The sequence below is a fragment of the Nocardia sp. NPDC047038 genome, assembly GCF_040644075.1.
In the GTDB taxonomy this organism is placed as follows: Bacteria; Actinomycetota; Actinomycetes; order Mycobacteriales; family Mycobacteriaceae; genus Nocardia; species Nocardia sichangensis.
This window is the reverse complement of the sequence record NZ_JBEYVQ010000004.1, coordinates 358541-370433: the sequence shown is the minus strand read 5'-3', so window position 1 is coordinate 370433 and position 11893 is coordinate 358541. Positions and strand designations below refer to the sequence as shown.

The window sequence follows — 11893 nt, the reverse complement described above, 5'->3', positions numbered from 1 at the left end:
GGTCACATCCGGCTCGGCTCCCAGGTCGTGACCGCCCAGATCACGACGACGTCCAAGGCGATGACGATGGTCGACCACCACGGGTAGTACGGCAGCCACAGGAAGTTCGCCAGGATCGACAGCGCGGCGAGGAACACCGCTGTGACCCTCGCCCACATAGCGCCGGCGATCAGCCCGACCGCCGCGATCACCACCAAGATGCCGAGAACGAGATGGATCCAGCCCCACGTGGTGGTACTGAACTGATAGGTGTAATTCGTACCGGAGACCAGAAGATCGTCCTTGGCGATCGCGGAGATGCCCTGGAAGATAGACAGGAGCCCAGCGGCCAACAGCAGGACCGCGGCGCCGATCGAAGTCGTGGCCGCGACCGCCTGCTTGACGGAATGCTCATTGGTTGCTGACATTTGCCGGTCACCTCTCTCATCGGCGATGCACGAAGCGATGCATCGATCTGACGGGGCGTCTTGCCCGATCCGAATGGGACGTACCGAAAACCTGGAACAACAGAGCCCGCACACGTCGCCGCGCGCCGGTGTTCAGCATAATCCCCAGCGATCCTCTGGCTACTATTTAGTAGGCCTGCCGCGGACTCGGCACGACTCGGAAAGACGGATGGCCCGGCGACGAACTCGGTGGGAGGTCGATGGAAGCCAGCAGACATGCATTCCTACACGGACCGCTGTTCTCCCGGAGCGCTCCGCTGGACCGCCGCAACGCGGCCAGCCGGATCAGCGCCTATGTCTACGGGAACGTGCTGATACTCGCGGCGCTGATACCGGTGACGACCTCCGCCGAACACGTCGGCATCTTGATCGTTCTCGGGACGGCTTTCTCGACGTTCATCGCACACTCTTTCGCCGAAGGGGTCGGCCAGAGCGTCCAGCAGAACCGTCCGATCTCCGCTCGGGAGCGCTGGATGGACATGCGGGACTCCGTGCCGATCCTCAGCTCGGCGGTGCTACCTTGCGTGATCCTCGGCATCGCCGGTCTCGGATGGCTCGAACCGCGCACTGCGCAGCTGCTCGCCGAGGTGGTCATGCTGATCCGGATCGGCGGAATCGTGTTCGTCATCGAGCGGCTCAACGGTGCGCGTCCTCGGCGTTCGACCTTGCTCGAGGCCCTGCTGCTGGCGGTTGCGGCCACCACCGTCGTGGTGGTCAAGGTGATCATGACCCACTGATCGCGCGGATGCTGTGGCCGAACCCCGCCTGCTCTGCTTCAATCGATATATGTGCAGGTGGATGGCTTATTCAGGGGAGCCGATCCGGGCCGAGGACCTTTTGTTCCGGCCGACGCATTCGTTGATCGACCAGAGCTTGCACTCCCAACTGGGTGCGACGACCACGAACGGTGACGGCTTCGGGATCGGCTGGTACGGCGATGGCCCGCGACCTTCGGTGTTCAAGAACACCGAACCGGCATGGAACGACCGCAACTTGCGGGAGATCGCGGGCGCGGTGCGCACCTCGCTGTTCTTCGCGCACGTGCGCGCGTCGACCGGGACCTCGGTGCAGCGCAGCAACTGTCACCCGTTCCGGCACGGGAACTGGTTGTGGATGCACAACGGAGCGCTGCGCGGGTTCCGGCAGTGCAAGCGTGATCTGATGACGGCGGTCGATCCGCTCCTGTTCGCCGACATCGAGGGATCTACCGATTCCGAGTTGCTCTTCTTCCTTGCCCTGACCTTCGGGCTCGTCCACGACCCGTTCGAGGCGGTCGCCCGCGCGGTCGGCCTAGTCGAAGACGTCGGCCGGGCGCACGAGGTCGAGGCTCCGGTACAGATGACCGTCGCGACCACCGACGGCGAATCCATGTGGTTCTTCCGTTATTCCACCGAGCGGCAGACGCGATCGCTGTTCTATTCCAACGATGTCGCGAAAGTGCGCGCCCTGCATCCGGAGGTGAAATCTCTCCGCGGGCTGGGGGAGGAGGCCCGATTCGTGGTCTCCGAGCCGCTGCGTGACCTGCCGGGAGCGTGGAACGAAGTCCAGGAATCGTCGGCAGGCGTCGTCCGCCTCGGTCACGATGAAACGCGACCGTTCGAGCCGGTCGCACCGTGACCCACCGGACGGTCGCGGTGAACGATCGGATCGCCACCCGCGCCGAACGTGCCGAGCAGGGTGAATCCGCTCGGCGGACCACCCCTTTCGCCGCTCTCGCCGAACACGACGCCACCGGCAGGGATCCGGTCGACCTGCTCGATCGGCAGGCTCGATCCAGGATTCCGGAACTGGTTCCGGTACGGTACGGCCGCATGGCGAACTCACCGTTCGCCTTTTATCGCGGCGCGGCCCTGGTCATGGCGGACGATCTGTCCCGAGCACCCACGACGGGGCTGCACACCCAACTGTGCGGTGATGCCCACCTGAGCAATTTCGGAATCTTCGCGACACCCGAACGCCGCCTGACCTTCGACATCAACGATTTCGACGAGACGTACCCCGGTCCGTTCGAATGGGATGTCAAACGGCTCGTCACCAGCCTGGCGGTCGCCGCCGGAGAGAACGGCTTCTCCGCGAAACAGCGGCTGAAAGTCACGCTAGCGTGTGCGGCGGAATACCGGACCACGATGCGGGACCAAGCTGAGCGGAGCACCACAGCCGTGTGGTACTCGCGCATCGATCCCACGGCCGAATTGCCCGAATTGCGCGACGAGCTGGACACCTCGACCCAGGAGCGGGTGCGCAAGGCGCTCGCGAAGTCGCGGACGCACGACAGCCACCACGCCCTGGCGAAGCTGACCACCCGTGTCGACGGCAGGCCGCGGATCATCAGCGATCCGCCACTGCTCGTCCCGCTCGAGGAACTCTTCGCCGATGTCGACGCCGAGCAGCTGTATCGCGAACTACGCCAACGTCTCAGCGATTACCGTGCGACTCTGCAGGACAATCGCCGCGCGCTGCTGGACCAATTCGAGTTCGCGCAAGCCGCGCGCAAGGTGGTCGGCGTGGGGAGCGTGGGCACCCGCGCTTGGATCGTCCTGATGCTGGGAGTCGACGGGGATCCGTTGTTTCTGCAGGCGAAAGAGGCCCAACCGTCGGTATTGGCACGGTATCTGGCGGGCCCGTCGTATCCGAACCAGGGGGAGCGGGTAGTGCGTGGGCAGCGGCTGATGCAGGCGGCGAGCGACATCCTGCTGGGCTGGCAACACGGTCCCGACATCGACGGCGAGCAGCGGGACTTCTACTTCCGGCAGCTACGCGACGGCAAGGGCTCGGCGGTGATCGAGACCATGGGTCCCAAGGGACTGCGGCTCTACGGCCGGCTGTGCGGGCGGGTGCTGGCTTACGCACACGCCCGCGCGGGCGACCGGATAGCGATCGCTTCGTACCTCGGCACGACAGACGAGTTCGACCATGCCATGGCGGAATACGCCGAAACCTACGCCGACCAGAACGCGCGCGACCATGCCGAACTCGAGCGCGCGATCCAGGAAGGCCGCATCACCGCACGAACCGGAATGTAAGACCATCGTCGTCTGCGAATACCCGTGGGCGCCTTGCTCATTGCGCAGGACGGTTAGGCTGCGACCTTGTGCGCGAGCTGTCGTCGGTGTCGAGGTTGTGGGTCGTTTGGGTGGTTACTCGATTACTGATGGTGGTGTTCACCGGTGTGACGGCGTTGCCGCACAGCGTCTGGGATGCCTCGGCGGCGGACTTGACCCTGTACGGCGCGTGGGCCGAACATATCGTGCACCAGAACGCTTTCCCGTTGGACGACGAACGCTGGCAGTACCCGCCCGGAGCGGGTGCGTTGCTGGTGGTGCCCTGGCTGATCGGCGGTGGGTTGGGCTACAACTGGTTGTTCTTCGCGCTGGTCGCGGCAGCGGATGCCGGTGTGCTCAGCTTGTTGATCAGGGCGGCGCGGGCTGACGGGCTGCGGACAGCGCAGGCCGGGCCGTGGATTTGGACGCTCGGAGTGGCCTTGCTCGGCCGGGTCTGTTACGGCCGATTCGATTTGATCGTAGCCGCGACCGCGATCGCGGCACTGTTGTGGTCAGCGCGCCGGCCGGCGGCGGCAGGCGTGGCCGCCGCCGCGGGTGTGTTGCTGAAACTGTGGCCGGTGGTGGTCGTGCTCGGGCTGCGCCGACGGACGCTGTGGCGCATGAGCGCGGCGGCGGCCTGCGCCGGTCTGGTTGCGATGGCGGGATTGACCGCGTTGGGTCCGGGCGCGTGGTCGTTTCTGGAGTTTCAGTCGAAGCGGGGATTGCAGATCGAATCCGTCGCTGCCACACCGTTGTTGGTTGCTCGGCTGATGAACGGCGGCTGGACCATCGTGCATCGTTATGGGGCAGAGGAGGTGTCCGGCCCTGCGGTATCCGCCGTGGCCAGGGGATGCGTGGCCGTCATGATCATCGGGGGCGCGGTGTTGCTGGTCACCTGGTGGCGCATGCGTCCTCCGGCGACGGATCTGGCATTGGCGGCGGTGCTCCTCGCCTTGGCGACCAGTCGGGTGCTCAGCCCGCAGTACTTGGTGTGGGCGGTCGGGGTCGCCGCGGTCTGCGCGCTCGACCCGCGCACCACGCAGCGGCCTGTGCTGGTGCTGGTACTCGCGACGGCACTGGCGAGTCAGGTGGAGTTCCCGTTCCTCTACGACCGGGTCGCCACCGCAGGCGGGCCGGGAGTAGTGGTCCTGGCAGTGCGCAACGGCCTGCTGCTCTGCGCAACCGCGTGGTCGCTTGTACGTCTGTGGCGCGACAACTTCCAACCGTCTCGTGAAAGCCCGGAAGTGCCGATAACGGTCGTCGGGGCCGCGTCGTCGGCCTGAACGACGCCGTGCACTTCCGGCGCGGGCGGCCACATCCCCGAACTTTCCACTGGCGGGAGGGACAGTCGAGCCGGGCGATCGATGTTCCGGGAAAGATGACGTGTCGTCGGCCCCCGGACCGGCAGCTCACCGTGAGAAGGAGCCGAATTCGATGAGGATCAACCGAACACTTCGCCTCGGTATCGGGGCGATCGCCGTCGCCCTCGTCGCCGCCGCCTGCGGTGGCGGCAGCGACCCCGCGACCACCGCCGATCACGTGCGGGACGGCAAGCTGACCATCGGCATCAAGTTCGACCAGCCAGGACTCGGATTCCGTGAAGCGGACGGCTCCTACCAAGGGTATGACGTCGAGATCGCCAAGTACGTAGCGAGCAAGCTCGGCGTGCGGCCCGACGGCATCACCTTCAAAGAGACGCCGTCGGCCCGGCGGGAGACGATGATCATGAACGGCGAGGTGGACTTCATCGTCGCCACCTATTCGATAACCGACGCGCGCAAGGAGAAAGTCGACTTCGCCGGACCGTATTTCGTGGCCGGGCAGGCGCTGCTGGTGAAGAAGGAGACCACCGATATCACCGGTGTCGAGTCGCTGAACGGCAACAAGAAACTTTGCTCGGTCAAAGGCTCCACCCCGGCGCAATACGTCAAGGATCACTACGCCAAAGATGTTCAGCTGGTGGAACTCGACACCTACTCGCAGTGCATCGAAGCTCTGCGCCGCGGTTCGGTCGATGTGGTGACCACCGACGACATCATCCTCGCCGGCTTCGCGGGGCAGGCGTCAGGGGAACTGAAGCTGGTCGGCAACACGTTCACCACCGAGAAGTACGGTATCGGCCTGAAGAAGGGCGACCAGGAAACCCGGAACAAGATCAACGACGCGCTCGAGCAAATGGTGGCCGACGGTTCGTGGCAGAAGGCGTTCGAGGAAACGATCGGGCCGCTGCGTGATTCGACGTTGACGCCGCCCGCCGTCGACCGATACTGATCGGAACTCACCGCTTCCGGCAGCCGCACGAACAGCATCCCGCTGCACATTTCGAGCACGCGGACGGCATATCCACCGTCGTGTCGAGCAAGCCCGGTTTCGGGCGGAGGTGAGGTAGCCGGTTGTCACGTCCGCGACGCCTACTGACACCCCCGTCGGCAATCCCCGCCACCCGGGCCGGGCGTGCGTACCATCACCGGCATGCAGCTATCTACCCGCAATCAACTCGACGGCGCCGTCGTCTCGATCACCCGCGGCGAAGCCATGGCCGTGGTCCGGGTCCGGCTCACCGGGGGTGACGAGATCACCTCCTCGATCACCCGCGACGCAGTCGAAGACCTGCGACTCACCGAAGGCACACGCGTCAAAGTCCTCATCAAGTCGACCGAGGTGGCGCTCGGCGTCGAATAGCCGGGCGCCACCGTCGCCAATTCCGCTGGGACGACCCTGTATTCGTGGGACAAATCATCTGCGGACCGGATATTGTCGGCAGATTCCGCTTCGGCCCATCTACACGGCGGACGCGCCGACCCCGCGAGGCATGCTGAGGTCGAGAAGTGTGGACCGGCCACCCGACGCGTGGGTTGATGCTTCCTGCCACACCGAAGCGAACGCACTGGCCGAATGGGGGATGGGTGCTGCCACGATGTCCATACCGGGCGCGGACGGGGAAGAACCAATTGCTCTTCCCTTTTAACATATATCGCACTGGGGGACTTGCGGCAAGGCCCGGGTCGTGCTGCAAAATCTTCGGCCGAAGCCAGAACCTGCGGAAATCGGCGATTCGCGAGGCACGTGCGCTCGCGGATTTCCGCCGGACCAGCTGGCCGAGATGCGACACCAACGGATGGGCGGTTCATGTTTGACGTGATCATTGTCGGCGGCGGACCGACCGGCTTGATGCTGGTCAGCGAGTTGCGGCTGCACGGCGTGCACACGCTGGTACTGGAGAAGGAGACGGAACCGTCCACGCTGTCCCGGGGGCAGGGCCTGCACGCGCGCAGTGTCGAGATGATGGACCAGCGCGGCCTGCTGGACCGGTTCCTCGCGGTCAGTAAAAAGTTCCAAGTCGGCGGTCTTTTCGGCGGCATCGTCAAGCCGTGGCCGGACCGGTTGGACACGGCGCACCCGTACGGCCTCGCCACTCCACAGCCCGTCACCGAACGGCTGCTCAACGAGCACGCCCTCGAGGTCGGCGCCGAGATCCGGCGCGGCTGCGAAGTGGTGGGGCTGAGTCAGGACGAGCACGGGGTGACCGTCGCGTTGGCCGAGGGCACGCAACTACGCTCGCGCTACCTCGTCGGCTGCGACGGCGGCCGCAGCACGGTGCGCAAACTGCTCGGTGTCGGCTTCCCCGGCGAACCCACCAAAGTCGAGACGTTGCTCGGTGAAATGGAGGTGACCGAGGACCCGGCGAAGGTGGCCGCGATCGTCGAGGAAGTCCACAAAACGCAGAAGCGGTTCGGCGCCGCCCGCTCCGGTGACGACGGAAGGCTGTTCCGTATCGTCGTGCCTGCCGAGGGCGTGTCGGACGATCGTGCGGCCCCGACCCTGGAGGAGTTCAAGCGGCAACTGCGGGCGTTCTCGGGCACCGACTTCGGGGTGCACTCCCCGCGCTCGCTGTCCCGCTTCGGCGACGCTACGCGGCAGGCCGAGCGTTACCGGGTCGACCGGGTGCTGCTGGCCGGCGACGCTGCGCACATCCATCCGCCGACCGGCGGGCAAGGGATGAACCTCGGCATCCAGGACGCGTTCAACCTCGGCTGGAAACTGGCCGCCGAGGTGAACGGCTGGGCGCCGGAGGGACTGCTCGACACCTATCACACCGAACGACACCCGGTGGGCGCGCGTGTGCTGGAGAACACCCGCGCGCAGATCACGCTGATGGGAACCGATCCGGGCGCGACCGCGCTGCGCGAGCTGTTCTCGAAGTTGATGGACTTCGAGGAGGTCAACCGGTATATCACCGAGATCATCACCGCGGTCGGGGTCCGCTACGACTTCGGCGAGGGGCACGACCTGCTCGGCCGGCGGATGCGGGACGTCGGGCTGAAGCGGGGTCGTCTGTACGAACTGATGCACGGCGGGCGTGGGTTGCTGCTCGACCAGACCGGCCGGCTCTCGGTAACGGGGTGGGCGGATCGGGTGGACCACGTCGTCGATGTCAGCGAGGAACTGGAGGTGCCCGCCGTGCTGCTGCGGCCGGACGGCCACGTGGCCTGGGTCGGTGCAGACCAGCAGGATCTGCTCGAGCACCTGCCCCGGTGGTTCGGCGCCGCAGCGGGCTGATCCGCCGACTGGCCGCCGGATCCCGCGAGTGCACCGGGGACAGCGGGGTAGGGCGGTCAATGGTTGTCTCGGTCTGGCGGTGGACGCATGGTCTGCCGGCGCCGCCAGGCCGAGGGCCCGGCCCCGCGGGCGCGTTTGAACGCGACGCTGAAAGCGAAGGCGTCGTGGTATCCGACATGATGAGCGATGGTCGCGATGGTGGCGTCGGTATCGCGCAGGGCGTCCGAGGCCAGAGTCATTCGCCAATCGGTGAGATAGGTCAGCGGCGGGCGTCCGAGCAGGGCGGTGAAGCGCGCGGCGAAGGAGGCTCTGGACATGTTGGCCTCCTCGGCCAACGCGGCAACGGTCCAGCGGTGGGCCGGATCGTTGTGGAGCGCGTGGAGAGCACGGCCGATCCGCGGGTCGATCATCGCGTGATACCAGCCGGGTGGCGTCGCGCCGGGCGCAGCCCACCAGGCGCGCAGCGCCAGCACGAGCACCAGATCGAGCAACCGATGCAGGACGGCGTCTTGTCCCGGCTCGTCCCGGGCGGCTTCGGTGGTGAGCAGATGCAACGCGGCGCTGGTCCGTGATCCGGCAGGTACGACCGCCACGGGTGGCAGCAGATCGAGTACTCGCTCGCCCACGTCGCCATGAAGTACGAAGGAGCCACGCAGCACTGTCGTGGCTCCTGGCAGACCGTCACCGTAGGTGCGTGGGCCCATATTCCGGAGCGCGCCCGGTTCCCGGCTGTGGTCGAGGACGACTTTGCGCCCCTCCTCGATCAAAATCTGAGGCGGGGTGGTCGGACTATCGGCAACCGTATATCCGCCGGTCGTTTTCACCACGGCGATACCACCCTCGGGCACCGGCACCTTTGTCGTGTGGGCATCGTCGAGCCGCAAGTGCGCCGGACCGCCGAGCACCGCGACGACAGCGAGCGCTGGATGTCCGGATGCGGCGAAGGTCAGCGACCACGGCGGCCGCTGGATGAGCTGGCGTACCTCGGTATTGCCCACTCGCGCTCGATGCAACAGATCACTCAGCACGTCCACAGCGACCCACGTTAGACGATCACAAAGAAATCCCGGATCTTCTCCCATGGATCGTCTGGCTGCTGCTCGATTGGATGATTGCCATGACCAACATCCTGATTCTCGGCGGCACCGGTAAGACCGGCCGACGGATCGCACGCCACCTCCGAGCCGCGGGCCATCCGGTACGGGCGGTCGCCCGCACCGGGGGCGATATGTCGTTCGACCTGGGCGACCCGACGACTTGGTCGGCAGTGCTCGACGGCGCCGCCTCCGCCTATCTCGTGGAACCGGCCCTGCAATTCACCGATGAGGGCCGAGCGCGTATTCCGAAATTCATCGAGGCGGCGGTCGGGGCCGGTGTCCGGCGACTCGTACTACTGTCCGCACCGGCCGCCGACCAGGCCGATCATCCCCTGTACGCCGCCGAGCGCGCGACCCGGGACAGCGGGCTGGAATGGACCATTCTGCGACCCAACTGGTTCGCGCAGAATTTCAGTGAAAGTTTCTGGCTGTCAGGCATTCTCAACGGCGCGCTGTATGTCCCCACCGGCGACGGCCGTACCCCGTTCGTGGACGCCGACGACATCGCCGAAGTCGCGGCGCGAGCACTGATCGATGACCGGCACAGTGGTAACACCTACGAGCTGACCGGCCCGAGGGCGATCAGCTTCGGCGAAGCCGTGGACATGATCGGAGCGACCATCGGCCGCACGATCCGCCACATCGACATCGACCCCGTGACTTTCGTCGAACAGCAAATCGGCTTCGGTGTCTCGCCCGAGGCGGCGCGGCTACTCACCGACATTCTCACCCGGCTTCCCCACGGCGGCCCGGGCACGACCCCCACCGATGACGTGCACCGAGCTCTTCACCGTCCGGCCCGGACATTCGAGAACTATGTCGCGGAATCCGCCGCCTCAGGCTGTTGGCGCCGGACCACTACCTCCTAGCGCAACAGCGCGGCCGGTGCTGACAACGGGATCGTCTGGTCGAAACCGGCACCATCGCGACCCTGCACGAGGTTCTGGCCGCAGAAAGAGTGGGTGGCGATCAGGAGGGCCGGTTCAGCTATCAGTTTTCGAGAGCGGACTGCGGGTAACACGACCTCGTTGAATGCGGGAATGGGGAAGGAATCGACTATGGGAAAGCAATCGTTCAGCAAAGGAGATGAGGTCGAATGGAACAGCCACGGCAGTACCGCCGAGGGCAAGGTGGAAGACGTCATCACGTCCGACACCGAAGCGGCGGGCCGAACTGTACGGGCCTCCGAACAGGAGCCACAGTATCGGGTGCGCAGTGCGAAGAGCGGCCGTGACGCGGTGCACAAGCCAGGCGCGCTACGTCCGCACGACGATTGACATCGAAAACGGAGCCGCGCCATGACGACGGAAGACAAAGACACGCGTACGGAATTCGACAACATCGTCAACATGACGGCGAAAGAACTGCGCCGGTGGCTCGACACCGACGAGTCGAAGTCGGTGGGGCAGAAGCCGAAAGACGGCGGCGAGTCGACCGGGCACGCGAGCGGGCGGCGCATCGCGGACATCCTCGAGAAGAAGAAACCGACCGACGATGATTACGCGCACATGCGCAAAGTCATCGGCTATGCGCACCGCCATCTCGAGCAGCGACCCTCCGGCGAAATCGAGAACACCAAATGGCGATACTCGCTGATGAACTGGGGCCACGATCCGATGAAAAGCTGACGGCGGCAGCGAATACGCGTCACATCCAGCGTCTCTTGCCGATTCGAGCCGTCTCCGGCGGGCAGGGGCAGACGCCGGGCGCCGCTAATCGCGCCAGACGGGTGGGCGCTTCGCCAGGAAGGCCGCCATTCCTTCGCGGGCGCCGGGAAGTTGGGCGGCGGCGGCCATGACTTCCAGGGCGAGGGCGTAGGCGTCTGTCTCGGGCCGGTCGAGCTGGCGGTAGAGGGTGCGTTTGCCCAGTGCTTTGCTGGCGCGGCTGCCGCGGGTAGCTCGGGCGAGCAACTCGTCGACGGCGGTGTCGAGCTCGGCGTCCGGCACCGCTCGGTTGATCAGGCCCCACTGTTCGGCGGTGCGGGCATCGATCGGGTCGCCGGTGAGGGCGAGTTCCATCAGTCGTTTGCGGCCGACGGCGCGGGCTACCGGCACCGCGGGGGTGTGGCAGAACCAGCCGCCCTTGCCGCCGGGGAGCGCGAAACCGGCCGATTCGGCGGCGATGGCCAGATCGCACGAGGCCACCAGTTGGCAGCCGGCAGCCGTGGCCAGACCTTGCACGCGGGCGATCACCACCTGCGGTACCGACTCGATGGTCGACATGAGCTCGGTGCACAGTGTGAGCAGTTCCCGCACGCCGAGCAGGTCGCGTGCGGCGACATCGGCGAAATCATGTCCCGCGGAGAACACCGGACCGGCTGCCCCGAGCACTATCCCGGTGGCGTCCGTCTCGCCCGCAGCGCGGAAGGAGGCGAGCAACTCGGCGAGATGTTCGCCGGACAGGGTATTGCGTCGTTCCGGCCGGTTCATCGTGATGCGCACTGTGTCGCCGTCCCGCGCGACCAGCACATGCTGATACTCCAAGGCGGTCATATCTCCACCGTAGAGCTATACGGGGAACGACACGACACTTCCGGGATGATCTCCGAACAGCTCGCACGGCCGGGTCCTCCGCTGGGCGGTGGTGGTGGCGGGGCCGCGTCCCGGCTGTGGCGACCTCGATGCGGATGGCCTGCTCGGCAGCTTCCTCGCCGCAGGCGCCCGATCGGACGCAGGTGCCCGTTCACCGAGCGCTAAGGCTTGTTCGGCATCGAAGTCGGTGGCGCCAAGTAGCGGCGAGAGCGCGGTAG

Annotated in this window: 13 protein-coding genes; 10 read left to right on the top strand and 3 right to left on the bottom strand. The window is 66.0% G+C overall.

Annotated elements, in window-relative coordinates:
• Positions 1–2: 2 nt before the first annotated feature.
• Positions 3–407 (bottom strand): hypothetical protein, encoded by a 405-nt coding sequence (locus tag ABZ824_RS18250; RefSeq protein ID WP_356964289.1) that lies wholly within the window; start codon positions 405–407, stop codon positions 3–5.
• Positions 408–646: 239 nt separating this feature from the next.
• On the opposite strand from ABZ824_RS18250, the gene ABZ824_RS18245 reads away from it, so the two are divergent.
• The 7 genes from ABZ824_RS18245 (at position 647) to rox (ending at position 8047) form a co-directional block, all read left to right on the top strand.
• The gene (locus ABZ824_RS18245; protein WP_356964288.1) at positions 647–1183 is read left to right on the top strand and encodes a hypothetical protein; all 537 of its coding nucleotides are present in this window, start codon (positions 647–649) and stop codon (positions 1181–1183) included.
• Between the two features lie 61 nt (positions 1184–1244).
• Positions 1245–2063 carry a class II glutamine amidotransferase gene (locus ABZ824_RS18240; RefSeq protein ID WP_356964287.1) on the top strand — a complete coding sequence of 273 codons (819 nt, stop codon included), beginning with the start codon at positions 1245–1247 and terminating at the stop codon, positions 2061–2063.
• Positions 2060–3469 carry a DUF2252 domain-containing protein gene (locus ABZ824_RS18235; protein WP_356964285.1) on the top strand — a complete coding sequence of 470 codons (1410 nt, stop codon included), beginning with the start codon at positions 2060–2062 and terminating at the stop codon, positions 3467–3469. Before ABZ824_RS18240 ends, ABZ824_RS18235 begins: the two co-directional genes overlap by 4 nt.
• A gap of 128 nt (positions 3470–3597) precedes the next feature.
• Positions 3598–4770, top strand: a complete 1173-nt coding sequence (locus tag ABZ824_RS18230; RefSeq protein ID WP_356964284.1) for a glycosyltransferase family 87 protein — start codon at positions 3598–3600, stop codon at positions 4768–4770.
• A gap of 151 nt (positions 4771–4921) precedes the next feature.
• The gene (locus tag ABZ824_RS18225) at positions 4922–5758 is read left to right on the top strand and encodes a glutamate ABC transporter substrate-binding protein (protein WP_356964283.1); all 837 of its coding nucleotides are present in this window, start codon (positions 4922–4924) and stop codon (positions 5756–5758) included.
• Positions 5759–5959: 201 nt separating this feature from the next.
• A complete protein-coding gene (locus tag ABZ824_RS18220; protein WP_355073881.1) occupies positions 5960–6169 on the top strand; it encodes a TOBE domain-containing protein in 210 nt (69 codons plus the stop codon).
• A 447-nt stretch (positions 6170–6616) separates the two neighbouring features.
• Entirely contained in the window at positions 6617–8047 is a 1431-nt protein-coding gene (gene rox, locus ABZ824_RS18215) for a rifampin monooxygenase (protein ID WP_356964282.1), read from the top strand.
• Positions 8048–8103: 56 nt separating this feature from the next.
• On the opposite strand, the gene ABZ824_RS18210 is transcribed toward rox, so the two are convergent.
• Complete coding sequence (locus ABZ824_RS18210; protein WP_356964280.1) at positions 8104–9081, bottom strand: AraC family transcriptional regulator; 978 nt, start codon at positions 9079–9081, stop codon at positions 8104–8106.
• Between the two features lie 83 nt (positions 9082–9164).
• Between ABZ824_RS18210 and ABZ824_RS18205 the strand changes: the two genes are divergently transcribed.
• From ABZ824_RS18205 to ABZ824_RS18195, 3 genes are all read left to right on the top strand, one after another.
• A complete protein-coding gene (locus ABZ824_RS18205) occupies positions 9165–10013 on the top strand; it encodes an NAD(P)H-binding protein (RefSeq protein ID WP_356964279.1) in 849 nt (282 codons plus the stop codon).
• 189 nt (positions 10014–10202) lie between these two features.
• Positions 10203–10421: a DUF2945 domain-containing protein gene (locus tag ABZ824_RS18200; protein ID WP_356964278.1), complete on the top strand. Its 219-nt coding sequence runs from the start codon at positions 10203–10205 to the stop codon at positions 10419–10421.
• 21 nt (positions 10422–10442) lie between these two features.
• The gene (locus tag ABZ824_RS18195; protein WP_355073873.1) at positions 10443–10772 is read left to right on the top strand and encodes a DUF3140 domain-containing protein; all 330 of its coding nucleotides are present in this window, start codon (positions 10443–10445) and stop codon (positions 10770–10772) included.
• A gap of 84 nt (positions 10773–10856) precedes the next feature.
• Here the strand turns inward: ABZ824_RS18195 and ABZ824_RS18190 are convergent, their stop codons facing one another.
• Positions 10857–11636 carry an enoyl-CoA hydratase-related protein gene (locus ABZ824_RS18190; RefSeq protein ID WP_356964277.1) on the bottom strand — a complete coding sequence of 260 codons (780 nt, stop codon included), beginning with the start codon at positions 11634–11636 and terminating at the stop codon, positions 10857–10859.
• Positions 11637–11893: the final 257 nt, after the last annotated feature.

What these genes read in the sequence shown, in the direction of transcription:
- ABZ824_RS18250 (WP_356964289.1), bottom strand. Translation starts at nt 407, where the DNA reads ATGTCAGCAACCAATGAGCATTCCGTCAAGCAGGCGGTCGCGGCCACG.
- ABZ824_RS18245 (WP_356964288.1), top strand. Translation starts at nt 647, where the DNA reads ATGGAAGCCAGCAGACATGCATTCCTACACGGACCGCTGTTCTCCCGG.
- ABZ824_RS18240 (WP_356964287.1), top strand. Translation starts at nt 1,245, where the DNA reads ATGGCTTATTCAGGGGAGCCGATCCGGGCCGAGGACCTTTTGTTCCGG.
- ABZ824_RS18230 (WP_356964284.1), top strand. Translation starts at nt 3,598, where the DNA reads ATGGTGGTGTTCACCGGTGTGACGGCGTTGCCGCACAGCGTCTGGGAT.
- ABZ824_RS18225 (WP_356964283.1), top strand. Translation starts at nt 4,922, where the DNA reads ATGAGGATCAACCGAACACTTCGCCTCGGTATCGGGGCGATCGCCGTC.
- ABZ824_RS18220 (WP_355073881.1), top strand. Translation starts at nt 5,960, where the DNA reads ATGCAGCTATCTACCCGCAATCAACTCGACGGCGCCGTCGTCTCGATC.
- rox (WP_356964282.1), top strand. Translation starts at nt 6,617, where the DNA reads ATGTTTGACGTGATCATTGTCGGCGGCGGACCGACCGGCTTGATGCTG.
- ABZ824_RS18205 (WP_356964279.1), top strand. Translation starts at nt 9,165, where the DNA reads ATGACCAACATCCTGATTCTCGGCGGCACCGGTAAGACCGGCCGACGG.
- ABZ824_RS18200 (WP_356964278.1), top strand. Translation starts at nt 10,203, where the DNA reads ATGGGAAAGCAATCGTTCAGCAAAGGAGATGAGGTCGAATGGAACAGC.
- ABZ824_RS18195 (WP_355073873.1), top strand. Translation starts at nt 10,443, where the DNA reads ATGACGACGGAAGACAAAGACACGCGTACGGAATTCGACAACATCGTC.
- ABZ824_RS18190 (WP_356964277.1), bottom strand. Translation starts at nt 11,636, where the DNA reads ATGACCGCCTTGGAGTATCAGCATGTGCTGGTCGCGCGGGACGGCGAC.